Source organism: Halosimplex marinum (assembly GCF_051414075.1).
GTDB classification, from domain to species: Archaea; Halobacteriota; Halobacteria; order Halobacteriales; family Haloarculaceae; genus Halosimplex; species Halosimplex marinum.
On the sequence record NZ_JBLKNY010000007.1, the window covers coordinates 24,698 to 46,901 of the forward strand.

The window sequence follows — 22,204 nt, forward strand, 5'->3', positions numbered from 1 at the left end:
GGAGGTGGCGCTGATGCGGCCGCCGGTCGACACCGCCGAGCGCCCGCTCGTGCTCATCTGGGAGGTCACCCGGGCCTGCGAACTGACCTGCGACCACTGCCGGGCCGACGCCCGGCCCGCCCGCCACCCCGACGAGCTCTCGACGGCCGAGGGCAAGCGCCTGCTCGACCAGACCGCCGACTTCGGTGACCGCCAGCTGGTCGTCCTCTCGGGCGGCGACCCGATGAAACGGCCGGACCTGGTGGAACTGGTCGACTACGGGACCGACCAGGGACTCACGGTCTCGCTGACGCCCAGCGGGACCGACGAACTCGACGCCGGCTCGATCGGCGACCTGGCCGACGCCGGGCTCAAGCGGATGGCACTGAGCGTGGACGGCGCGACGCCCGAGCGCCACGACGCCTTCCGCGGCGAACCGGGGAGCTTCGAGGCGACGATGCGGGCCGCGAGACAGGCCCAGCAGGCGGGGATCCCGCTGCAGATCAACACCTCGGTCTGCGCCGACACCGTCGAGGATCTGCCGGCGATCCGCGACGTGGTGGCCGACCTCGGCGCGGTGCTGTGGAGCGTGTTCTTCCTCGTGCCCGTCGGTCGCGGGCAGGTGTTAGACCCCATCGCACCCGACCGGGCCGAGCGGGTCATGGAGTGGCTGGCCGAGGTGGCCGACGAGGCGCCGTTCGGCCTGAAGACGACGGAGGCGCCCCACTACCGGCGGGTCCGCCGGCAGGCGGCCGCCGAGTCGGAGGGGGCCTCGGCGGGGGCAGGCGGCGACGACGCCCCGACCGCCGACGAGAACCGGCGGGCGAGCGTCCTCGCGGGCGACGGCTTCGCGTTCGTGAGCCACACCGGCGAGGTGTACCCCTCGGGGTTCCTGCCGAAGTCGGCGGGCACGGTCCCCGAGGACCACGTCGCCGAGGTGTACCGCGAGTCGGACCTGTTCACGGCCCTGCGGGACCGCGACGAACTGCGCGGGAAGTGCGGCGCCTGTCCCTTCAGGGAGGTCTGCGGCGGGAGCCGGTCGCGGGCGTACGCCCACACCGGCGACCCGCTGGCGAGCGACCCGCTCTGCGGGTACGTCCCGCCGGGCTACGACGGCCCGCTCCCCTGGGAGGACGCGAGCGAGGCGGTCCGGGCGGAGGGCCGACCCTGAGTGGCCGGAGCACCCGCCGGCTCGTCGGACGACCGCTCGGATATGTCCGGATCGTGTGACGTGTCCGAGGCGTCCGGAGCGGACGCTCTCGGCGGGTCGCGCCCGTTCGCGGCGGCCGTGTGTCGGTGCGATTATAACGGTCGTCGGGTAAGTGGCCGCTAGCAATGGTCCGTGACCCGTTCGCGGACGACGAGGCGCCGGACCTCCAGGAGGTGCTCGACGCGCTCGACGACCCCGACTGCCGGGCCATCGTCACCGCCCTGGAGGAACCGATGACCGCCAGCGAGATCTCCGAGGCCAGCGACATCCCCCTCTCGACGACCTACCGGAAGCTCGACCGCCTGGAGGAGGCCCAGCTGCTGTTCGAGGGCACCGAGATCCGCCCCGACGGCCAGCACGCCAGCATCTACGAGGTCGACTTCGAGGAAGTCGTCATCGCTTTGACCGAGGAGCGCGAGTTCGAAACCGAGATCGCCCGTCGGCCACGGACGCCGGACCAGCGCCTCGAATCGCTCTGGTCGGAGGTGCGCAAGGAAACATGAGCCCACACGCTACACCCGGAACCGTCGTGCTCGTCGCGTTGAAGACCATCACGCTCATCCTCGGCGGGATGATCACCTACTTCTCCTACAAGGCCTACCGCCGGAGCGGCGCCCGGCCGCTGTGGTATCTCGCGGTCGGGTTCGGGATCGTCACGGCCGGAACCTTGCTTGCGGGCGCTATCGACCAGGCGATACGCTTCTCGCTGTTCGGCGTCAACGTCCCCTTCTTCGGCGGGAACGTCGACAACCAGACCGTCGCCGACTTCGCCCTCGCCATCGAGAGCGCCCTGACCGCGACCGGCTTCGCCGTCATCGTCTACTCGCTGTACTCGGAGTAGGGCCCTCGGCCCCCCGACTCCCGGACCTGCGACCGTCCCCTTCCTCTCGCGACAGGCGCTCGTCGCCGCTCGTCGGTAGTTCGTGACCTCGCTATCGAATGGCGAGACGTCACGACACCTGACCGAACCACAGATCCGCTCGTCGGTTCTCCCACCCACAACGGTTCGCGAGCCGACGATACATTGTATGTCGCTATATCGAACGTCGGTGGTGAAGTTCCAGGGTGCCTTCGTGCCGCGAGCGTCCCCGGTCGGCTTTCCGCGTGGCGGTCGTCTGCATCGCGTGCCGTGACCTCAACACGGGTCGATACTGTCGCCGGCCACGCGATGCGCACCCGTGACCGACACGCGGTACGTCGCCGTCGCGGCCGCGTCGGCGTGCAGCGTCTCGTCGCCGAGGGGCTGTGTGTAGGCATACGGGACACGAACGGAGACCTCCAGCCCGGTGATACTCAGTCCCGTGACCGACGCCTCCCTCGTCGCCGTCCCCTCGTCGACCCCCCAGTCGGAGAGACACGAGGCGTCGCCGAGGCGGTCGGTGACGTGGGCCCGTTCGGCAGCGAGCGCGCGCTGCTGGGCGAGCGATACCGCGGCCAGGGCTCCGAGGACGAGGACAACGACAGCGACGGCCACACGGGCCCGGCGGGAAACCATGTCGCCCGGGGCAATTCCCGGCTGGATTGAATCCTTTGTGGGCCCCTGCCGGACGGCAGCGCCTCGACCGGCACCGGCGCGGCCGGTTCGACCGAGTGCAACAGTCTACACAGCCCTGCGGCGACGAACGCGCAGTCCTCCACAGTCGAGCGGCCAGTCCGGAGCCGTCGACCCGCGGCATTTTTGTACGATAGCTGGAATTACCTCCCCATGGAGTGTTGGATGCGATGTCACTAGCCGAGATACGGCGACCGACGAGTCGGCGCGAACGGTACCGCTTCATGGCCCTGGCCGCGTCGAAACCGTTCGCGGTCGGGGCGGTCCTCGTCCCGCTGTTGCTGCCCGTGGTGGGATATCTCTCGGGCGACGTCCGGGTCATGTTCACCGTCCACCTGTTCCTGGGCGCCTTCTGGTTCGGGACCGCGGTCCTCGGTGCGGTCGTCCTCGGCCCAGTCATGGGCAGCCTCTCCGAGCAAGCGAACGTCGAGTTCGCCGAGGGGTTCGTCCCGAGGATGAACCTGCTCATGGAACCGGTTTCGGTCGGCGTCGTCGGCTCCGGGATCGGCCTCGCCGGGATGATGGGCCTGTGGGACTCACCGACCCCGTCGCTGTGGGCGGCACTGGGGCTCGCCGTCGCGCTGCTCGTCCTCGGGTTCGGGCCGCTGCACAAGTTCACCGCAGGGATGTTCGACGAGATCGCCGCCGAGGACACCGACCACGAGCGACTCGCCGAACTCAACAAGAAGTACGGCATGCTGAGCATGGTCGAACTGCTGCTCATGGTCGCCATCGTCGCGACCATGTCCGGTCTGCGCTGGGGGTTCTGACGCGGCGGCCCCGACGGGGCTCGACCGGGCTACCGAACGGTGAGTTCGCCACGGCAGAGTGGGGCGGCTATATGGTTCCCACGTCCGAACCGATCCCCATGCGCGTACTACTGCTCGGAGCGAGCGGACGGATCGGACGGCGCGTCGCGTCGGAACTGCTCGACCGCGGCCACGAGGTCACGGGCGTCTCGCGCAACGGGACGGTCGACGGGGTCGACGACCCGTCGTTCGTCGCCGTGTCGGGCGACGCGAGCGACCCGGACGCCGTGGCCCGGCTGGCGACCGGCCACGACGCCGTCGCCAGCGCGCTCGGCCCGGGCGACGACGAGGACCCGGCCGTACTCGTGGAGATGATGGAGGCGACCGTCGAGGGGCTGCGGCGGGCGTCGGTCGACCGCCTCGTCTGGACGGGCGGCGCCGGCGGCCTGTCGGTCGGGCCGGACACCCGCCTCGTCGAGACCGACGACTTCCCCGACGAGTGGGAGCCCCTCGCCCGCGCGGCCATCGACGCCTACGAGGTCCTGGCGGAGGCCGACGACCTGGCGTGGACGTACCTCGCGCCGGCCGCGCTGATCGAACCCGGCGAGCGGACCGGGGAGTACCGCACCGCCGAGGGCGAACTCGTCGCGGACGACGAGGGCGACAGCTACATCTCGATGGAGGACTTCGCGGTCGCGCTGGCGGACGTGCTCGAATCGGGCGAGGCGGTCCACACCTACCTCGGCACGGGGTACTAGTAGGTGTAGACGACCGCCTCGAACGGGCGGAAGGTCGCGCCGACGGGATCGGCCGGGGGGTCGTCGCAGTTGGCGAGGAGAATCTCGGCGTCGCTCGCGGCGAACCCCTCGGGTTCGAACGTCGCCGGTTCGTCGGACCAGTTGCAGACGACGAGCCGGCGCTCGCCGTCGAGCGTCCGGGTGAACGCGTAGAACTGGTCGTCGTCGGGGACGAGCGGGTCGTAGTCGCCGTAGACGAAGACCGGGTCGTCGTCCCGGAGGTCGATCAGCCGGCGGTAGTGGTGGAAGACGGACTCGTCGTCGGCGCGTGCGGCGGCGGCGTTGACCTCGGTGTAGTTGTCGTTGACGGGCAGCCACGGGTCGCCGTCGGTGAAGCCGGCGGCCTCGTCGTCGGACCAGTGCATCGGCGTGCGGGCGTGGTCGCGGCTGCGGTAGTTGACCGCCTCGCGCACGTCGTCGAACGAGTCGGCAGTGCCGGCGTCGAGCATGTCCTCGACGAGGCCGACGGTCATCGCGTCGTCGATATCGTCGAGGCTCTCGAACTCGGTGTTGGTCATCCCGAGCTCCTGGCCCTGGTAGAGATAGGGCGTGCCCCGCATCGTCAGCAGGAAGGTGGCGACGAGCTTCGCGGAGCGGCGGCGGTACGAGTCGTCGCCGAACCGCGAGACGATCCGCGGGTGGTCGTGGTTGCCGAGGAACAGCGCCTCCCACGCGGGCTCGGCGACCGCCCGCTGGTTGCGGGTCATCAGCTCCTTGAACTCCCGGAGGCTCCACTCGCCCCAGTTGTCGTCGGTCCAGTCGTCGGCCTGGTCGACGTCGAGGTGGTCGAAGTGGAACACCATGTCCAGGCACTCGCCCCGCTGGACGAACTCCCTGGCGTCGTCAGCGTCGGCGCCGCCCATCTCCCCTGCGGACATCGCCTCCTCGGGCACGACCGCGCCGAGCTCGTCGAGGTACTCGCCGAGCTGCGGCCCGAAGGTGTAGTGTTCCGAGCCGAGCGGGCCGGGCTCGTCGGGGTCGCCGTCGGGGTACCCCTCCGCCTTCGAGAGGTGGCTGATGGCGTCCATGCGGAACCCGTCGATGTCCTTCTCGACCCACCAGGTGACGATGTCTTTGACCGCCTCGCGCACGTCTGGGTTGCGCCAGTTCAGGTCGGGCTGGTTCTCGTTGAAGACGTGGAGGTACCACGCCTCCCGTTCGTCGTCCCACGACCACGCCGACCCGCCGAACAGCGACTCCCAGTTGTTCGGCGGTTCGTCGGGTTCGCCCTCGACCCAGTGGTAGTAGTCTGCGTACTCGCCCTCTCCGCGCTGGGACTTGCGGAACCACTCGTGTTCGCTGGAGGTGTGGTTGACGACCAGGTCCATGATGAGCTTCATGTCCCGGTCGTGGAGTTCGTCGCGGAGCGCCTCCCAGTCGCTCATGTCGCCGAACTCCTCGTTGATGGCGCGGTAGTCGCGGATGTCGTAGCCGTTGTCGTGGTTCGGCGAGTCGTAGACCGGCGAGAGCCACACCACGTCGACCCCGAGTTCGTCGAGGTAGTCGACGCGCTCGGTGACGCCGGGGACGTCCCCGACGCCGTCGCCGTCGCTGTCCGAGAAGCTCCGCGGGTAGATCTGGTAGACCACTGCCTCCTTCCACCACTCGCGGTCGATGCGACTGTCCGTGGACTGGTGCTGCTGTGTCATCGTTCTGTGTCGGTCGGGCTGTCGAGGGCCGGTCCGTCGGGGTCGGGCGTCAGGTAGACCCACGCCTCCCACGGGCCGAGGTCGAGCCTCCGTCCGGGGACCGCCGGGGCGTCGTCGTTGGCGAGCGCGAGTTCGAGGCCGTCGACGGTCACGCCGTCGGGCACGTCGAACGTCGTCGGCTCGTCGTCGAAGTTGAGGACGATCAGCGCGCGCTCGGCGGGTCCGTCACCGTCGTCCGCGAGCGTGCGGGTGTACGCGAAGATGTCCGGGTGTTCGGGGGCGAGCAGTTCGAAGTCGCCGTAGACGAGCAGGTCGCGGTCCCGGAGCGCGACCAGGTCGCGGTAGTAGTGAAACACCGAGTCGGGGTCGGCGCGGGCGCGGGAGACGTTGACTTCGGTGTAGTTGGGGTTGACGCCGATCCACGGCTCGCCGTCGGTGAAGCCGGCCGCCGCCTCGTCGCTCCACTGCATCGGGGTGCGGGCGTTGTCGCGGCTCATCGCCTCGACGGCCTCGCGCACGTCCTCGTAGGCGTCGGCGTGGCCGTCGGGGTCGTCGACGGCCGACGCGACGTAGTTGCGCGCCTCCACGTCCCGGAGGGCCTCGCGGGACTCGAACGGCGCGTTCGTCATGCCGATCTCCTCGCCCTGGTAGACGAACGGCGTGCCGCCGAGGGTGTGGGTGAGCGTCCCGAGGAGCTTCGCGGACTTCCGGCGGTACTCGCCGTCGTCGCCGAACCGCGAGACCATGCGGGGCTGGTCGTGGTTGTTGAGATACAGCGAGTTCCAGCCCTCGTCGGCCAGGCCCTCCTGCCACTTCGCGAGGATCTCCTTGAACTCGACGAGATCGGGGCCGTCGGCGTCCCACTTCGAGTCGCCGTGGTCGAAGGTGACGTGCTCGAACTGGAAGAGCATCGAGAGGCCGTCGCCGTCCGCGCCGACGTACTCGCGGGCGTCGTCGACGGAGACGCCCGGCGTCTCGCCCACCGCCAGGATCTCCTCGTCGTCGAGGACCTCCTCGACCATCTCGCCGACGTACTCGTGGACGCGCGGGCCGTTCATGAAGTGCTGTGCGTTGCCCGAGTCGCCGCCGTCGGGGTAGCCCGCTGCCTTGGAGATCATGTTGATCACGTCCATGCGGAAGCCGTCGATTCCCCTGTCGAGCCACCACTCCATCATGTCGTAGAGCGCCTCGCGCACCGCGGGATTGGCCCAGTCGAGGTCGGGCTGTTTCTCGTCGAAGAGGTGGAGGTACCACGCCTCGCGCTCGTCGTCGTAGGACCACGCGGGGCCGCCGAACACCGACTGCCAGTCGTTCGGTGGCTCGTCGGGCTCGCCCTCGACCCAGTGGTAGTAGTCGGCGTACTCGCCGTCCCCGCGGCGCGAGCGCTGGAACCACTCGTGCTCGTCGGAGGTGTGGTTGACGACGAGGTCCATGATCAGACGGATCCCGCGTTCGTGGAGTTCGTCGCGCAGGCGCTCCCAGTCTCCCATGTCGCCGTAGGCGTCGTCGATGGCCCGGTAGTCGGCGATGTCGTAGCCGTTGTCGGCCTGCGGCGAGGCGTAGACGGGGTTGAGCCAGACGGCGTCGACCCCCAGTTCGTCGAGGTAGTCGACGCGGTCGATCAGCCCCGGCAGGTCCCCGACGCCGTCGCCGTCGCTATCGTTGAAGCTCTTCGGGTAGACCTGGTAGACGACCGCTTCCTTCCACCAGACTCGCTCGTCGTCGTCGCCGCTCATCGCCGGTCACCGTTCCGTCGGACCCTCGCAGACGGTTCCACGGACCGCAGGTGAGCCACGGTACCGTCCCGCTCGCGTCCGACGATTCGCTTATCACGTCGTATCGCTTGGATGCGTTTCATGGGTGGCGTCCGGAAGTCCGACGCGGACTCCGCTCGACAAATACTGACTGGAACGACTCACTTAATTCTGACGAGGATATTGAAGAACAGATTCAACCAAAGTTTTATGGGTAAGTCTATCATGGTCTTGAACGAGCGATGTCTGACAACCAGAACCACGGGTCGAACGGGACGCCCATGTCGCGCCGGCGGATGATGCGGTTGCTCGGTGCGACCGGCGTCGCGACGGGCCTCGCGGGCTGTGGTGGACAGTCGGCAGTGGAAACCGAGACAGAAGGCGACGGCGGTGACGGCGGCGCCGACGGCGGCGACGGTGGAGACGGCGGCTCCGAGACGCCGGAGTCGACCGCCACGCCGGAGGGATTCGAGAGCACCTCGATGGGGACCATCCAGGAGCTGGCCTACGTCACCAACCAGACGCTGCCGGTGTTGCCGGTCATGGAGAAGCTGGCCCAGTCGTTCCAGGCGACCGACGACTGGTCGGTTCCCTCGGCCGACAGCGAGAAGATGCAGGTGTACTGGCCGACCAGCTGGCTGCCCCGGACCGGCGACTGGACGCTGAAGGAGGGCGCCGACGACGAGCGGCTGACCCTCGCCCAGTGGGCCGTCCCCGCCGACTCCCAGTACAACGTCTGGAACGGCACGAACGACGGGGAGGCCCGGCGGATGCTCTTCGACCGCTTCATGCGGTACAACGTCGCCACGCGGGAGTACCACCCCTACGTGATCAGCGACTGGGAGGTCAGCGAGTCGGCGCTGACCCTCTCGGTCCGCGAGGGGCAGACCTGGCACGACGGCGAGCCCGTCACCGGGACGGACGTGGCCAACCACCTCAAGCTCGACCTCTACAACAGCGCCGGCGGCGGCGGGATCGGCCCGTACGTCCTGCCGGAGGGCGACATGAACGCGGTGCCCGACCGCGTGCAGGCGACCGGCGAGAAGACCGTCGAGGTCACGCTCGAACAGGCCGTCAACGAGGAGATCCTCCTGTCGCTGCTCGCGCCGACGCGGCTGCGCGCCTACGACGAGGTCTACGGCGAGTACGTGACCGCCCTCGACGAGGCCGAGAGCGAGGAGGAGCGGTCGTCGGCGCTGGGCGAGCTGACGGAGTTCACCGACGCCGAGCCGGTCGGCAACGGCCCCTTCCAGTGGGAGGACGCCGACAGCCAGCGGACGCTCGTCTCGAAGTACGAGGGCCACCCCGACGCGGACAACATCAACTTCTCCGAGGTCGAGTACCTGTACAAGCCCCAGAACTCCGGCCGGTGGAGCTCGCTCATCAACGGCGAGACCGACGGGTCTGCGACGCTGTTCATGCCGCAGAACCAGACTCGACGGCTGCCCGACCACATGCAGACCGCGCTGGTCTCCCGTCACTGGGGGATGGGGATCGTCTTCAACCACGACCGCGAGCCGGTGGACGACGTGCGCGTCCGGAAGGCGATCGCCAACGTCATCGACCGCGAGGCCGCGGCGGGCAACTCCGCGGCGGGCACCGGGTCGAAGGTCGCCGTCACGTACCCGAGCGGCCTGACCGGCGAGTTCAACGGACAGATCGAGGGCCACTGGCTCGAGGGCGTCGCCGACGAGTTCGACACCTACGGTCGCGCCGAGCAACGCACCGAGCGTGCCGCCGAGCTGCTCCGCGAGGCCGGCTACGAGAAGAGCGGCGGTACCTGGCAGAAGGACGGCGAGCCGCTCTCGCTGCCGATCAAGGGGCCCGCGGGCTTCTCCGACTGGGTCTCCGGCGTCCAGACCATCGTCTCGCACCTCCAGGACTTCGGCATCGAGTCCGAGCCGATCATGCAGGACTCGGCGACCTACTGGGGCGGCGACTACGTCGAGGGCGACTTCAAGCTCGCGCTCCAGGGGTGGGCGTCGTACAACCACACCCACCCGTACTTCCACTTCGACTGGATCTACCGGAGCGGGGACGCCACGGACTACTGGAACGTCCCGACCGAGTACGAGGCACCGATCCTGCACGAGGACCTGCGCGACTCGGAGACCATCGCCCCCGACGGGTACATCTCCGACCTGGCCACGCCCCAGGAATGACCCTCGCACGAACGGGGACGGCCCCGTCAACGCGGCGGTGGAGCTAACAGGCGCCGTCTCACACCGTTTCACACATGAAATACTTCGTCAAACGCATCGGACAGTCGGTGTTCACCGTCTTCGCGGTGGTGTCGTTCAGCTTCGGCCTCATCCGGCTCCTGCCGGGGGGACCGATGGACTACCTCCGCGCGCAGATCATGGAGCAGGGGGGCAGCAACCTGTCGCCGGAGGCGATAAACCGGCGCATCGAGGCCCAGTCGGGGATCAACCCGGACGAGCCGGTGTACGTCCAGTACGTCGACTACATGCTCGGCCTCGCGCAGGGCGATTTCGGCCAGTCGGTCTGGTACGGCGACCCCGTCGCGAGCATCATCGGCCCGGCGATCCCCTGGACCGTGTTCCTGACCGCCTCGGCGCTGTTCATCGCCTTCACCGTCGGCGTCTCGCTGGGCGCGGTCATGGCCTACAAGGAGGGCTCGACGTTCGACGTCGGGTCCACCGGCGTCGGCCTGGTGCTCAACTCGACGCCGGGCTACGTCGTCGCGCTACTGCTCGTCGCGTACCTGGGTTACCGCTACCAGATCTTCCCGACCGGCGGGCGGTACAACTCCGCGCTCGACCCCGCGCTCACCAACCCCGAGTTCCTGCTGAGCGTCCTCTACCACGGGGCGATGCCGATCGCGTCGATGGCGGTCGTCGGCTTCGGCGGCTGGGCGCTGTCGATGCGCGGCAACGCCATCCGCGTCCTCGGGGAGGACTACCTCCGCGTGGCGCGCCTGCGCGGGCTCTCGACCCGCCGGATCGCCCTGCGGTACGTCGCGCGCAACGCCATCCTGCCGATGTACACGGGCCTGATGATCGCCATCGGGACCGTCTTCGGCGGGGCGGTGATCATCGAGAACATCTTCGCGTACCCGGGCGTCGGGTTCTACCTGATCAAGGCCATCGGCGCCCGGGACTACCCGCTGATGATGGGCGGGTTCATCCTGATCACCATCGCGATGGTCATCGGCATCACCATCGCCGACCTGACCTACGGGATACTCGACCCGCGCGCCAGGGGAGGTGCCTCGCGTGAGTCCTACTGACGACGAACGGGGCGACGACCCGCAACCGGGTGAGGAGGCCGACTCCGACCCCGCCTTCGACGCGATCGCGGGCAACGACGACGCCATCGACCCGGCGGCGGTCACCGGGACCGACGACGACGCCGGCCCGTCGCGGCCGGCCATCTCCGGGCACGCCTGGAAGGGGCGGCTCCCAGCGGCCGACGGAGAGCGCGATGACGACCTCCGCGCGGACGGCGGCGAGCGCACCGACGACCTCCGCTCCGACGGTGCCGGCGGGTCGGTCTCGGAGTTCGAGCAGATGGCCGACGTGACGCTCAGCGAGAGCGAGCGCCGCCGGCAGTGGTTCGAGGAGAAGGTGCTCGCGCCGGCCCGGATCGTCTGGGACGACTGGCGGGCCCGCTTCGGCGTCGCCGTCGTCACGCTGTACCTGTTCATGGGGCTCGTCGGCCCCCACGTCGTCGCGGAGCCGTCGCCCAATCAGGGCCGGCGGCTGATCGGGGCGTTCCGGACGCTGGAGCACCCGTTCGGGACGACCGCCTCCGGCGTGGACATCCTCTCGCAGCTCGTCTACGCGACGCCCGCGATGCTGTTGATGATCACGGCCGGCGCGGTGTTCACGGTCGTCCTCGGGACGGCCGTCGGCACGCTCGCCGGCTACAAGGGCGGGCGCGTCGACAGCGTCCTGATGACGATCACCGACGTGATGATGACCATCCCGGGCCTGCCGCTGACCATCGTCCTCGCGGCGGTGCTGCAGATCGAGGGCCACCCGGTGGTCATCGGCGTCCTCATCACGGTCAACGCCTGGGCGGGGCTCGCACGCGCGATCCGCTCGCAGGTGCTGACGCTGCGGGACGCCGAGTACGTCGAGGCCTCGCGCATCATGGGGATCCCGACCCCGCGGATCATCGGCAGCGACATCGTCCCGAACCTGATGCCGTACATCTCGATGAACTTCGTCCGGCAGGCCCGCGCGGTCATCTTCGGGGCCGTCGGGCTCTACTTCCTCGGCGTCCTGCCGTACAACAGCAACAACTGGGGCGTCATGATGAACGCCGCGGTCAACCGCGCGGGGGCGACCTCCTCCGCGGCGGCGTTCCACTGGCTGCTCGTCCCGATGGTGACGATCATCGTCCTCGCGCTCGGGCTGACCCTGCTCGCGCAGGGCGCCGACCGCGTGTTCAACCCGCGGGTCCGCGCCCGCCACGCGAAGACCGTCGAGGACGACGGCGACGAGGAGGGCGACGCCGGCGGCCCCGGCGGCGCCACCAGCGCGGCCACGGGAGGTATCTGACATGGCGAGCACGCGCGACGACACGAGCGGCACCGACGGGTCCTCGCGGGGCCGCGACGAGACGGCCCGCGCGACCGACGACCCCATCGTCGAGGTGCGCAACGTCAGCGTCACCTACGACCTGCAGGCCCGCGACGCGATGGTGCTCGACGACGTGAGCCTCGACCTGCGCCGCGGGGAGATCCTCGGCTGTGTCGGGGAGTCCGGGTCGGGCAAGTCCATGCTCGCCAACGCGATGATGGACGCCGTCGAGGAGCCCGGGATCACCACCGGCGACGTGCGCTACTACCCCTCGGAGAACGCCGACCCGGTCCACGTCCTCGATCTTTCGGGCGACGATCTCAAGCAGTTCCGCTGGGAGGAGATCTCGATGGTCTTCCAGGGCGCCCTCTCCTCGTTCAACCCCACGATGACCATCGGCGGGCACTTCGAGGAGACGCTGGAGGCCCACGACTACGACGTCGACGAGGGCATGGAGCGGGCCCACCAGCTGCTGTCGGACCTGTATCTGGACCCCGAGCGCGTCCTGAACTCCTACGCCCACGAGCTGTCGGGCGGGATGAGCCAGCGGGCGCTGATCGCCCTGTCGCTCATCCTCGAACCGGACGTGCTCCTGATGGACGAGCCGACCGCCGCGCTGGACCTGCTGATGCAGCGGTCGATCCTCTCCTTGCTCGACGACATCAAGGAGAAGTACGAGCTGTCGATCCTCTTCATCACGCACGACCTGCCGCTGGTCGCGGGGCTGGCCGACCGGCTGGCCATCCTCTACGCGTTCGAGCTGGCGGAGGTCGGGCCGAGCGAGCGGCTCGTCCGCGACTCCTCGCACCCCTACACCAGAGCACTGCTGAAGGCGGTACCGAACCTCGACGCACCCCTGGAGACGATGCAGCCGATCGAGGGGACCGCGCCGAACCCGGCGCACGTCCCGGACGGTTGCCACTACGCGCCGCGGTGTCCGCTGGCCGACGAGCGCTGCCACGAGGAGAAACCGGAGTGGTACGACGCCGGCCCGGACCAGCGCTCGGCCTGCTTCTACCACGAGCGGGCCGACGAGGCCGTGCCGTTCGACGTGGAGGGCGTCGCCGAGGCCGTCGAGGCGACCGCCGACGAGGCCGATACCGACGACGCCGGCGCGTTCGGAGCCGGCGCGAGCGGTGGGAGCGGCGGGCGCGGCGCGCTCGCCGCACCGGACGACGAGACCGTCGTCTCGCTGGACGACGTGTCCATCCACTTCGAGGAGGAGCAGGGGCTGCTCGGGTCGCTGACCGGCGACCCCGAGACGGTCCACGCGGTCGACGACGTGTCCATCGACATCCCGGAGAACGACGTGCTGGCGCTGGTCGGCGAGTCGGGCTGCGGGAAAACGACGCTCGGCAAGGCGATCATCGGCGTCCAGCGGCCGACGGAGGGGACCGTCTCCTACCGCGGTCAGGACGTCTGGGACGCCAAGGACGGCGTCGGCGGCCCCGAGATCGAATACGGCGACATCCGCCGGGCGCTGCAGATTATCCACCAGGACCCGGGCGCGTCACTGAATCCCAACCAGAAGGTCGTCACCTCGCTGGAGGCGCCGCTGAAGCGCTGGAACCCCGAGCTGTCGACCGAGGACCGCCGGGCGCGCATCTACGCGCTGCTCGACCGGGTCGGAATGACCCCGCCCGAGGACTACGCCAACCGCTTCCCCCACCAGCTCTCGGGCGGGGAGCAACAGCGGGTGGCGCTCGTCCGCGCCCTGCTGATGAACCCGGACGTGATCCTCGCCGACGAGGCCGTCTCGGCGCTGGACGTGTCCCTGCGGGTGGAGACGATGGACCTGCTGCTCGAACTGCAGGAGCAGTTCAACACCTCCTTCGTCTTCATCTCGCACACGCTGTCGAACGCCCGCTACCTCGCGGAGAAGGCCGACGGCCGCATCGGGATCATGTACCTCGGTGAACTCGTCGAGGTCGGCCCGCCCGACGAGGTGCTCAACGACCCCCAGCACCCCTACACGAAGGTGCTGCGGTGGGCGACGGCGAACTTAGACCCCAGCGACCAGGAGATGACCGAGCCGCCGGTCCGGTCGATCGACATTCCGGACCCCGTCGACCCGCCGACGGGCTGTCGGTTCCACACCCGCTGTCCGGAGGCCCGCGAGGCCTGCGTGAGCGAGGCGCCGGACCTGGACGAGTCGGGGTCCGGCGAGCGCGCGGTCGCGTGCCACCGGGCGGACCCGAACCACCCCTACTGGGACAGCGAACCTCTGGAGGGCGTCGACGCCGCGGAGTCGCCGAACGCCGGGGACTGACGATGGCGGTCCCGCCCGCCCGGCCGCGGGCCGCTCTGACATGCGGCGGCCCGGCGCGGGGTCGGGCGGTGGCGGGACCATGAAGTGCCCGGCCGTCGATCACCGCGTACGGAGGACGTGGGTGTGACGACAGTCTGGCGCGCGTTCCTGACGGCGAGCGCCGTGTTGCTGGGGTTCCTGGTCCTGGCGGTCCCGTTCGTCGAGCGGGGGACCGGGACCTTCGTGATCTCGGTGGTGAGCTTCGCGATGCTCGCCGTGGTGTTCGTCGCCTCGGCGGTGTTCATCCGCCTCGACTGGGACCCCTTCGAGGAGCTGTGGTGAGCGGCCGCGGCGGACGACGGGAGCGGCGAAGCCGCCGATCGAATATGCAAGAGGAACAACCATACGTGAGACCGATCAACGGACCGATATCATGACCGACGAAGGGATCGATGACGGGACACTCAGGGACGAGCTGAACGTGTTCGGCTTCTCGGACACGGAGATCGACACCTACCTGGCGATCCTCGAACAGGGCGAGACGACGGTGCGGACCGTCGCGGAGGCGGCGGACGTGACCCAGCGGGCGGTGTACAACATCGCCGAGCGCCTGGAGGACCGCAACCTCGTCGTCGTCAACGACCACGCCTCGCCGACGACGATCCGGGCGCGGCCGCCCGAGGAGGCCATCGACGCGCTGTCGAACCGCCTCGAATCCATCACCCCGACGCTGGAGGAGCGGTTCAACCGGACTGAGCCCCAGACGCCGGAGATCCAGATCATCAAGGCCCGCGAGACGGCGGTCAAGCGCCTCCGGAGGGGGATCTCCGAGGCCGACCACGAGGTGCTCGTGGCGGTCCCCGGCCACTCCTACGAGGACATCGAGCCGGAGCTGCGGGACGCGGTCGACCGGGGCGTGCTCGTCTTCCTGCTCGTCGGCGGCATGGCCGACATCGACGCCGACGAGCTGGGGCTCGACGAGACGGCCGCGGTCGTCCGCTCGTGGTCCGAGAGCCTGCCGTTCATGTACGCCGCCGACGACGAGGCGGCGATGATCGGCCACTCGGGGATCCTCTCGGGCACCCACGTCGACAAGGAGGCGGTCACCGTCACGCAGGACAACCTCGCCGGGGCGATCGTCGGGCTGTACTTCGGCGCCTACTGGCCGGCGGCGACCGAGGTCCACGTCCGCGAACCCGGCGAGCTCCCGCGGACCTTCGAGTGGTTCCGCCACTCCGTGCTGGAGGCCGTCCTCCACCGCCGCGAGGGCACGGAACTGGAGGCCGTCGTCCGGACCGACGAGGGCCCCGAGGTCGCCGGTCGGGTCAGCCAGGTCCGCCAGGCGTTCGTCGAGCCGTCGACCAACGACTACACGCTGGAGACCAGCCTCTATCTGGAGACCGACGGCGGCGAGGTCAGCGTCGGCGGCCCCGGCTCGTTCATCGAGGAGTACGAGGGCGACGTGGTGACGCTGCGCCCGGCCGACGAGTAGTCGCGGTCTCGATGGTTTTTCCCGGTTTTCCAGTACCCGAATACGTTCGGCACAACCCCTGGAAGCGTCGGCGCCGTAGGTCCGTGCATGTCCACCGGACTGAACCCCGAGGCGGTCGTCGCCGAGACCGGCGCCCCCCGCGACGCGCCGCGGGAGACGCTGGACGTTCGCGACCTGGGACCGCCGAAGCCGCTGGCGAATACCCTCGAACGGCTGGTCGAACTGGACGACGAGACGGTGCTGGTCCAGTTCAACGACCGCGCGCCCCAGCACCTCTACCCCAAGCTCGACGACCGCGGCTACGAGTACGCGACCGTCGAGCGCGACGGCGTCACCGTCACGACGATCTGGCGGGCATGACCGGCGCGTCGTCGACCGGCGGGACCGAGGGCGCCGACTCCGACGCCGCCGGCGCCGCGGAGCCTCCCGCCGACCCGGCTGTCAAGACGACCGAATCGGACGGCGAGACGACCGAATCGGACGGTGAGACGACCGAACCGGACGGCGAGACGACCGAACCGGACGGCGAGACGACCGAACCGGACGGCGAGACGACCGAACCGGACGGCGAGACGACCGAACCGGACGGCGAGACGACCGAACCGGACGGCGAGACGCCCGATCCCGACGCGGCTCGCGCCCGGATCCGCGAGCGGGCAAGCGAGGTCCGCGAGCGGGAGGTCGAGACGGCGCTCGCGAGGCTCGACGCCCGGGGCGACCTCCCGGATCGGGACCGCGAGGCGGTCGAACGACTCGCCGACCGGCTGGTCGCCCGCCTGCTGGCCGCCCCCGAGCGGAGCCTCCGGGCGGCTGCCGAGGGCGACGACCACGACCCCGAGACCGTCGCGACGGCGCTGTCGCTGTTCGGCGAGTAGGGCGCTTTCGCCGCTGTCGCTGTTCTCGCGATACGGCGAGAAACCGAGTCGGAGAGCCCCGCTCAGCCCTCGGCGAGGACGAGCAGGGCGACGCTGTCCTCGCGGGCCCGCGGGGAGATGTCCTGGTCGCCGGAGAACCGGGCGGCGTCGCCGGCGGCCAGTTCGACCGTCTCGTCGCCGAGGGTCATCTCGATCTCGCCGTCGACGACGTAGCAGACGATCTCCCTGTCGGGGTGCTGGTGGGGCGGGACGCGGTCGCCGGCGTCCAGCGCGAGTCGAACGGTCTTCGGCGCGCCCTCGAAGAGGACGCCACGCCCGTCGCCGTCCAGATCGGGGAGGTGGACGACCTCGCTCATTCCTTCGGGAGGTCCGCGACGAACTCGTCGGTATCGCGGCGCTCGACCGAGTAGTTCTCGGCGTCGAACTCCTCTACCTCGGCCTGGAACTCGTAGAACAGCGGCTTCGGTTCGTGGTCGTTGACGATCCGTAGCGTCTCGCCGCTGTCCAGATCCTGGAAGGCCTCGTGGATCATCGGGTGGCGCTCCGGCGGCGGCACGTCCCGGATGTCGAGCGTTGTCGCTGGCATACGTCCGACGGTTGGCCGCCCGCACGCCTCTCCCTTTGCCCGAATATGTTCGTCCGTGCCGACAGCGTTTCGGCCGAGCGCGTTCGCCACCAGATTGAGGGGGCGAGCGGACGAGGTCGGGGATATGTCGGCGACGCTCTCGCGGTGGTCGCGGGCGCTGGTCGCGGCCGGCGTCTGCTGGCTGGTCGCCTGGCAGGCGGCCGCGCTCGCGGGGCTCCCGCGGCGGACGACGGTCGCGCTCGGCCTCTACGGGTTCGTCCTGAGCGTCGTCTTCGGGAAGGCGTACTCGCTGGTGCCCTCCTACTTCGACCGGTCGCTGGCGTGGCCGCGGGCGCCCGCGGTCCACCTGCCGCTGGCGGTCGGCGGGACCGCCGGGCTCGCCCTGGCGCCGCTGGCGGGAGTGCCGGCCGTGGTGGGACCACTCGGGGCGGCGGCGTGGGCGGCCGGCGTCGCGGTCTTCGTCGCGACGCTCGCCTGGACCGTCCGCGACAACCCGACCGGCGCGGAGACCGGGACGGGCGACCACAACGCCGACCGGCGGCCCGTCGACCGCGCCGCGAACCGGTTCGTCCCGGTCGTCCTCGCGTACCTCGCCGTCGGGTCGTGGGAGACGCTGGCCGCCCGGGTCGCCGTCGCGCCCGCAGTCCTCGACGGCTACCCGCCGCGGGCGACGCACCTGCTGGCCGCCGGCGGCGCCGCGCTGTTGCTGTTCGCCGTCGGCTTCCGCCTCCTGCCCCGTTTTCTCGTCGCCGACCTCCCGTCGTGGGTGCCGTGGGCCGTCCTGCCGCCGGGGGCCGTCGGCCCCGCGCTGCTGGCCGCGGGGTTGCCCGCCGGTCCCGTCTTCCGCGCCGGGGCAGTCCTCGAAGCCGTCGCCGTGGCCGGGTTCGCCGCGGCGTACGTCCGGCTCTACCGCGCCAGCGACCGCGACCGGGTGGGCTTTCTCGGCCCGCTGCTGGGGGTCGGGTTCGGCGCCCTCGCCGTCGCGCTCGGCCTGTCGTTCGCATTCGGCGCCGTTGACCCGGCGCTGGTCACAGCCCACTACCGGCTGAACCTGCTCGGCTTCCTCGGGCTGTCGGTCGCCGGGGTCACGTTCCAGTTCTACCCGCCGACGGTCGGACGGTTCCCCGGCGCGGGCGACGCACTCGCGCGAGCCGCGATGGGACTAATCGCCGTCGGGCTCGTCCTCGAACTCCTCGCCGCGGTGGTCCCGGTCGCGCTCCTCCCGACGGCGGGCCGGACGCTCGCGCTCGCCGGTGCGGTCGCGTACGCCTACCTCGTCCTCGGCGTGTTCGTCCAGCGGGCGCGGGACTGATCCGTCGACTGCCCGTCCACTGCACCCCGGAAAAAGCGGCCCGAACACGTTCCCGAGAAGACCCACGAGGGTTGGGGGTGAATCCCCCCGCACATGGCCGATATCGCGACACTGACGCTGTCGGGGCTGACGGCAGCGTTTCTGCTGGGCGTGTTCGTCTGGGTCGTACGGCTGGAGGACTGGCGGTCGTACACGCCGACCGTCGGCGGCGGAACCGGCGCCGGCGGGTACGGCACCGGCGAGGAGCAGGCGCACAAGCCGAGCGGCATCGTCCGCTGGCTGACGACCGTCGACCACAAGGACATCGGGCTGATGTACGGCACCTTCGCCGTCCTCGCGTTCGCCTGGGGCGGGATCGCCGTCATGCTGATGCGGCTCGAACTGGTCACGCCGACCTCGAACTTCATCGAGAGCAGCCTCTACAACGGGCTGCTGACGAGCCACGGGATCACGATGCTATTCTTGTTCGGGACGCCGATGCTCGCGGCGTTCTCGAACTACTTCGTCCCGCTCCTGATCGGCGCCGACGACATGGCGTTCCCGCGGATCAACGCCATCGCCTTCTGGTTGCTCCCGCCGGGGGCGCTCCTCATCTGGGCCGGGTTCTTCCTGCCGAGCCTCGCGCCCGCCCAGACGGCCTGGACGATGTACACCCCGCTCTCGATCGAGCAGCCCAACCCCGCCGTCGACCTGATGCTGCTCGGGCTGCACCTCACCGGAGTCTCGGCGACGATGGGCGCGATCAACTTCATCGCGACCATCGTCACCGAGCGCGACGAGTCGGTCAGCTGGGCGAACCTCGACATCTTCTCGTGGACCGTCCTCACCCAGTCCGGGCAGATCATCTTCGCGTTCCCCCTGCTCGGGAGCGCCCTGATCATGTTGCTACTCGACCGCAACCTCGGGACGACGTTCTTCATGACGGGGGAGGGCGGCGGGCCGATCCTCTGGCAACACCTCTTCTGGTTCTTCGGCCACCCCGAGGTGTACATCCTCGTGCTCCCGCCGATGGGCCTCATCAGTTACATTCTCCCGAAGTTCACCGGCCGGAAGCTGTTCGGCTTCAAGTTCGTCGTCTACTCGACGCTGGCGCTGGGGGTGCTCTCGTTCGGCGTCTGGGCCCACCACATGTTCGCGACCGGCATCGACCCGCGCCTGCGCGCCTCCTTTATGGCCGTGTCGCTGGCCGTCGCGGTCCCGTCGGCGGTCAAGACGTTCAACTGGATCGCGACGATGTGGAACGGCCGTCTGCGGCTCACCGCCCCCTTCCTGTTCTGCGTCGGGTTCATCGCGAACTTCATCATCGGCGGGGTGACGGGCGTCTTCGAGGCGTCGATCCCGGTCGATATGCTGTTGCACGACACCTACCACGTCGTCGCGCACTTTCACTACGTCATCATGGGCGCCATCGCCTTCGCCGTCTTCGCGGGCATCTACTACTGGTTCCCCATCTACACCGGCCGGATGTACCAGCAGACGCTGGCGAAGTGGCACTTCTGGCTGACGATGGTCGGGACCAACCTCACCTTCTTCCCGATGATCATCCTCGGATACGCGGGGATGCCCCGCCGGTACGCCACCTACGCCGTCGAAGCCGGGCCGGAACTGCTGTTCACCGCCCTGCACCGCTCGGCGACGCTCGGCGCGCTCCTGCTCGCGTTCGGCCAGATCATCTTTGTCTGGAACCTCGTCCAGTCCTGGCTGGAGGGCCCGAAGGTCACCGACGGCGACCCGTGGGACCTCAAGGAGACCGACCAGCACGGCCGCGAGTGGGCCTGGTTCGAACGCCAGCAGGAGACCGCGCTCGCGACCGACGGCGGTCGCGCGAGCGACGCGAGCGGGACCTCGTCGGACGAGTCCGACGGCGGCGAGGTGACGGGGAGCGACGGAGCGGCCGCCGACCGCGCCGGCGGCTGACCGGCGACGCGCCATCGCCGAGAAACGTTCAGTTGATCCGAAGCGATACGGGCAACTGTCCGCTCTCGTCCCGATAGTTCCCGTACTTGTGTGGCCCCTCGCCACCGTTCCAGACGCTCGTGGTCCCATCATCTCCCACTTCGCTTGCATATATGGGCATCATGTTTCGTATGTGTGTTGAGGAAGTCCTTATTTGTCACTTTCCCTGGTCGGTGACTTGCGACCGGGATATACCGTTGGCAACCCCGTCGGACCTTCACCTGGGGCGTCGGGTCGGGCTTGTACTGTCCGGTCAATTGGTAAAAGTTTTCTCGCGTACGGGAGAGTGTCCGCGGGAGGGTGAACGGTCTGATGGATATCGTGCAGGTGACCCCCTATTTGGCCTCGCCCCCCGGAACCGGTGGTGCGAGGCGTATTCACGGACTGGTCAGCGGGCGACAGGGTGACGATGAACTGATCCGGTTCTCCGACGGACGGTGCCTCCAGCGGTACGAACTGGACCGACTCGGCGACGTCGAACGGATCGACAGAGAGGGTTACGTCGAGCGGCGGGTCTGTATTCTCCCCGGAACAATCTCGCGCAGAGTCGTCTCGCCCGCTGTCCAGACTGTCTTCTCCGGGTATCGAACCCGGCTCTACGCCAACGAAGAACTTCAGCGGACGCTGAAAGGGGCGGACCTCGTCGTGGTCGAACATCCCTGGCAGTTCGACCTGGTTGCCACGCACGCCGACCGAAACACGACGGTCGTCTACTCCAGCCACAACGTCGAACGCGAGTACTACGATACCCTGACCGAGCGCGTCTTCGCGGAACCGTTACTCCGCTATATCGAGTCACTCGAAACCCGGGCGGCAAAGAAAGCGGACCTGGTCGTGGTCACGTCGGAACGGGACGGCCAGCACTATCGCTCCCAATACGGGGTCGAAACGCCCATCCACGTCGCGCCGAATGCCACACGTATCCCCGAATCGACGGCCGAACCGTCGTCCGATTCCCTCCCGGGTGGCGTCTCCGAAACGGATTTTGTCGCAACGTTCGTCGGAAGCGACCATCGACCCAACGTGGATGCGGTCGATGCCCTCCTCGAAGTCGTTGACCGCATCTCCGCGGACGTTCAGGTCGTCGTTGCCGGCACTGTGGGTCACGCGTTCGAGGGGGACAGCACGCCGCCGAACGTCCATCTGCCGGGCTTCGTCGAAGATCTCGATAGTCTCTATGCGTACACGGACCTCGGCATGAATCCCGTCACGACGGGCGCCGGATCGAACGTAAAGGTCCCCGAGTACCTGGCTCACGGCGTTCCCGTCCTTTCGACACCGTTCGGTGTCCGCGGCTTCCCGGTCGAAGACGGGAGGGAAGCGCTCGTACGTGACCTCTCCCAATTCCCCGCGACCATCAATGCGGCCTCCCGGGGCGAACTGGACCTCTCGGCGCTCGCCCGTCGAGGGAAACGACTCGTCACCCAGCAACTGAACTGGCAGCGGGTCTCCCGAACGCTACTCGACCGGATCCGTACCGAGTACTAATCGATACTGT

21 protein-coding genes are annotated in these 22,204 nt (G+C 69.2%); 16 read left to right on the forward strand and 5 right to left on the reverse strand.

Annotated elements, in window-relative coordinates:
* The first annotated feature begins 13 nt into the window (after window positions 1–13).
* From ACMGFI_RS18665 to ACMGFI_RS18675, 3 genes are all read left to right on the forward strand, one after another.
* Window positions 14–1,150 (forward strand): TIGR04053 family radical SAM/SPASM domain-containing protein, encoded by a 1,137-nt coding sequence (locus ACMGFI_RS18665; protein WP_436911577.1) that lies wholly within the window; start codon window positions 14–16, stop codon window positions 1,148–1,150.
* A 164-nt stretch (window positions 1,151–1,314) separates the two neighbouring features.
* The gene (locus ACMGFI_RS18670; RefSeq protein ID WP_436911578.1) at window positions 1,315–1,692 is read left to right on the forward strand and encodes a helix-turn-helix domain-containing protein; all 378 of its coding nucleotides are present in this window, start codon (window positions 1,315–1,317) and stop codon (window positions 1,690–1,692) included.
* Complete coding sequence (locus ACMGFI_RS18675) at window positions 1,689–2,030, forward strand: DUF7521 family protein (RefSeq protein WP_436911579.1); 342 nt, start codon at window positions 1,689–1,691, stop codon at window positions 2,028–2,030. The genes ACMGFI_RS18670 and ACMGFI_RS18675 overlap by 4 nt, the downstream gene beginning before the upstream one ends.
* 294 nt (window positions 2,031–2,324) lie before the next feature.
* Here ACMGFI_RS18675 and ACMGFI_RS18680 read toward each other — a convergent pair whose 3' ends face one another.
* Window positions 2,325–2,684, reverse strand: a complete 360-nt coding sequence (locus tag ACMGFI_RS18680) for a hypothetical protein (RefSeq protein ID WP_436911580.1) — start codon at window positions 2,682–2,684, stop codon at window positions 2,325–2,327.
* A gap of 227 nt (window positions 2,685–2,911) precedes the next feature.
* Between ACMGFI_RS18680 and ACMGFI_RS18685 the strand changes: the two genes are divergently transcribed.
* Window positions 2,912–3,511 (forward strand): hypothetical protein, encoded by a 600-nt coding sequence (locus ACMGFI_RS18685; protein WP_436911581.1) that lies wholly within the window; start codon window positions 2,912–2,914, stop codon window positions 3,509–3,511.
* Window positions 3,512–3,609: 98 nt separating this feature from the next.
* Window positions 3,610–4,248 (forward strand): NAD(P)-dependent oxidoreductase, encoded by a 639-nt coding sequence (locus ACMGFI_RS18690; protein ID WP_436911583.1) that lies wholly within the window; start codon window positions 3,610–3,612, stop codon window positions 4,246–4,248.
* Here ACMGFI_RS18690 and ACMGFI_RS18695 read toward each other — a convergent pair.
* Together ACMGFI_RS18695 and ACMGFI_RS18700 are read right to left on the reverse strand one after the other, a co-directional pair.
* The gene (locus ACMGFI_RS18695) at window positions 4,245–5,936 is read right to left on the reverse strand and encodes a glycoside hydrolase family 13 protein (protein ID WP_436911585.1); all 1,692 of its coding nucleotides are present in this window, start codon (window positions 5,934–5,936) and stop codon (window positions 4,245–4,247) included. The two genes, ACMGFI_RS18690 and ACMGFI_RS18695, sit on opposite strands and share 4 nt — an antisense overlap.
* Entirely contained in the window at window positions 5,933–7,672 is a 1,740-nt protein-coding gene (locus tag ACMGFI_RS18700; RefSeq protein WP_436911587.1) for a glycoside hydrolase family 13 protein, read from the reverse strand. The genes ACMGFI_RS18695 and ACMGFI_RS18700 overlap by 4 nt, the downstream gene beginning before the upstream one ends.
* Before the next feature lie 260 nt (window positions 7,673–7,932).
* Between ACMGFI_RS18700 and ACMGFI_RS18705 the strand changes: the two genes are divergently transcribed.
* The 8 genes from ACMGFI_RS18705 (at window position 7,933) to ACMGFI_RS18740 (ending at window position 16,852) form a co-directional block, all read left to right on the forward strand.
* On the forward strand, window positions 7,933–9,852 hold the full coding sequence (locus tag ACMGFI_RS18705) for an ABC transporter substrate-binding protein (RefSeq protein ID WP_436911588.1): 1,920 nt from the start codon (window positions 7,933–7,935) through the stop codon (window positions 9,850–9,852).
* 74 nt (window positions 9,853–9,926) lie between these two features.
* Window positions 9,927–10,940 carry an ABC transporter permease gene (locus ACMGFI_RS18710; protein ID WP_436911591.1) on the forward strand — a complete coding sequence of 338 codons (1,014 nt, stop codon included), beginning with the start codon at window positions 9,927–9,929 and terminating at the stop codon, window positions 10,938–10,940.
* Window positions 10,927–12,216, forward strand: coding sequence for an ABC transporter permease (locus tag ACMGFI_RS18715; protein ID WP_436911594.1), 1,290 nt, complete (start codon window positions 10,927–10,929; stop codon window positions 12,214–12,216). Before ACMGFI_RS18710 ends, ACMGFI_RS18715 begins: the two co-directional genes overlap by 14 nt.
* A 1-nt stretch (window position 12,217) precedes the next feature.
* Window positions 12,218–14,506, forward strand: a complete 2,289-nt coding sequence (locus tag ACMGFI_RS18720) for an ABC transporter ATP-binding protein (RefSeq protein ID WP_436911597.1) — start codon at window positions 12,218–12,220, stop codon at window positions 14,504–14,506.
* Between the two features lie 123 nt (window positions 14,507–14,629).
* A complete protein-coding gene (locus ACMGFI_RS18725; protein WP_436911599.1) occupies window positions 14,630–14,827 on the forward strand; it encodes a hypothetical protein in 198 nt (65 codons plus the stop codon).
* A gap of 91 nt (window positions 14,828–14,918) precedes the next feature.
* Window positions 14,919–15,977, forward strand: a complete 1,059-nt coding sequence (locus tag ACMGFI_RS18730) for a TrmB family transcriptional regulator (protein WP_436911601.1) — start codon at window positions 14,919–14,921, stop codon at window positions 15,975–15,977.
* Window positions 15,978–16,064: 87 nt separating this feature from the next.
* Window positions 16,065–16,337, forward strand: coding sequence for a DUF2249 domain-containing protein (locus ACMGFI_RS18735; protein ID WP_436911602.1), 273 nt, complete (start codon window positions 16,065–16,067; stop codon window positions 16,335–16,337).
* On the forward strand, window positions 16,334–16,852 hold the full coding sequence (locus ACMGFI_RS18740; RefSeq protein ID WP_436911604.1) for a hypothetical protein: 519 nt from the start codon (window positions 16,334–16,336) through the stop codon (window positions 16,850–16,852). The genes ACMGFI_RS18735 and ACMGFI_RS18740 overlap by 4 nt, the downstream gene beginning before the upstream one ends.
* A 62-nt stretch (window positions 16,853–16,914) precedes the next feature.
* Here ACMGFI_RS18740 and ACMGFI_RS18745 read toward each other — a convergent pair whose 3' ends face one another.
* Entirely contained in the window at window positions 16,915–17,208 is a 294-nt protein-coding gene (locus ACMGFI_RS18745) for a cupin domain-containing protein (RefSeq protein WP_436911605.1), read from the reverse strand.
* Window positions 17,205–17,438 carry a DUF2249 domain-containing protein gene (locus tag ACMGFI_RS18750; RefSeq protein WP_436911607.1) on the reverse strand — a complete coding sequence of 78 codons (234 nt, stop codon included), beginning with the start codon at window positions 17,436–17,438 and terminating at the stop codon, window positions 17,205–17,207. Before ACMGFI_RS18750 ends, ACMGFI_RS18745 begins: the two co-directional genes overlap by 4 nt.
* Window positions 17,439–17,562: 124 nt before the next feature.
* Between ACMGFI_RS18750 and ACMGFI_RS18755 the strand changes: the two genes are divergently transcribed.
* From ACMGFI_RS18755 to ACMGFI_RS18765, 3 genes are all read left to right on the forward strand, one after another.
* On the forward strand, window positions 17,563–18,750 hold the full coding sequence (locus ACMGFI_RS18755; protein WP_436911608.1) for a hypothetical protein: 1,188 nt from the start codon (window positions 17,563–17,565) through the stop codon (window positions 18,748–18,750).
* A gap of 93 nt (window positions 18,751–18,843) precedes the next feature.
* Complete coding sequence (gene ctaD / locus ACMGFI_RS18760) at window positions 18,844–20,667, forward strand: cytochrome c oxidase subunit I (protein WP_436911610.1); 1,824 nt, start codon at window positions 18,844–18,846, stop codon at window positions 20,665–20,667.
* Between the two features lie 351 nt (window positions 20,668–21,018).
* A complete protein-coding gene (locus ACMGFI_RS18765; protein WP_436911612.1) occupies window positions 21,019–22,194 on the forward strand; it encodes a glycosyltransferase family 4 protein in 1,176 nt (391 codons plus the stop codon).
* The last annotated feature ends 10 nt before the right edge of the window (window positions 22,195–22,204 follow it).

Excerpts from the sequence above, each read along its gene's own strand:
- ACMGFI_RS18695 (WP_436911585.1), bottom strand. The coding sequence starts at position 5,936 with ATGACACAGCAGCACCAGTCCACGGACAGTCGCATCGACCGCGAGTGG.
- ACMGFI_RS18720 (WP_436911597.1), top strand. The coding sequence starts at position 12,218 with ATGGCGAGCACGCGCGACGACACGAGCGGCACCGACGGGTCCTCGCGG.
- ACMGFI_RS18705 (WP_436911588.1), top strand. The coding sequence starts at position 7,933 with ATGTCTGACAACCAGAACCACGGGTCGAACGGGACGCCCATGTCGCGC.
- ACMGFI_RS18740 (WP_436911604.1), top strand. The coding sequence starts at position 16,334 with ATGACCGGCGCGTCGTCGACCGGCGGGACCGAGGGCGCCGACTCCGAC.
- ctaD (WP_436911610.1), top strand. The coding sequence starts at position 18,844 with ATGGCCGATATCGCGACACTGACGCTGTCGGGGCTGACGGCAGCGTTT.
- ACMGFI_RS18765 (WP_436911612.1), top strand. The coding sequence starts at position 21,019 with ATGGATATCGTGCAGGTGACCCCCTATTTGGCCTCGCCCCCCGGAACC.
- ACMGFI_RS18700 (WP_436911587.1), bottom strand. The coding sequence starts at position 7,672 with ATGAGCGGCGACGACGACGAGCGAGTCTGGTGGAAGGAAGCGGTCGTC.
- ACMGFI_RS18675 (WP_436911579.1), top strand. The coding sequence starts at position 1,689 with ATGAGCCCACACGCTACACCCGGAACCGTCGTGCTCGTCGCGTTGAAG.
- ACMGFI_RS18750 (WP_436911607.1), bottom strand. The coding sequence starts at position 17,438 with ATGCCAGCGACAACGCTCGACATCCGGGACGTGCCGCCGCCGGAGCGC.
- ACMGFI_RS18730 (WP_436911601.1), top strand. The coding sequence starts at position 14,919 with ATGACCGACGAAGGGATCGATGACGGGACACTCAGGGACGAGCTGAAC.
- ACMGFI_RS18665 (WP_436911577.1), top strand. The coding sequence starts at position 14 with ATGCGGCCGCCGGTCGACACCGCCGAGCGCCCGCTCGTGCTCATCTGG.
- ACMGFI_RS18735 (WP_436911602.1), top strand. The coding sequence starts at position 16,065 with ATGTCCACCGGACTGAACCCCGAGGCGGTCGTCGCCGAGACCGGCGCC.
- ACMGFI_RS18745 (WP_436911605.1), bottom strand. The coding sequence starts at position 17,208 with ATGAGCGAGGTCGTCCACCTCCCCGATCTGGACGGCGACGGGCGTGGC.
- ACMGFI_RS18680 (WP_436911580.1), bottom strand. The coding sequence starts at position 2,684 with ATGGTTTCCCGCCGGGCCCGTGTGGCCGTCGCTGTCGTTGTCCTCGTC.
- ACMGFI_RS18685 (WP_436911581.1), top strand. The coding sequence starts at position 2,912 with ATGTCACTAGCCGAGATACGGCGACCGACGAGTCGGCGCGAACGGTAC.
- ACMGFI_RS18690 (WP_436911583.1), top strand. The coding sequence starts at position 3,610 with ATGCGCGTACTACTGCTCGGAGCGAGCGGACGGATCGGACGGCGCGTC.
- ACMGFI_RS18710 (WP_436911591.1), top strand. The coding sequence starts at position 9,927 with ATGAAATACTTCGTCAAACGCATCGGACAGTCGGTGTTCACCGTCTTC.
- ACMGFI_RS18755 (WP_436911608.1), top strand. The coding sequence starts at position 17,563 with ATGTCGGCGACGCTCTCGCGGTGGTCGCGGGCGCTGGTCGCGGCCGGC.
- ACMGFI_RS18670 (WP_436911578.1), top strand. The coding sequence starts at position 1,315 with ATGGTCCGTGACCCGTTCGCGGACGACGAGGCGCCGGACCTCCAGGAG.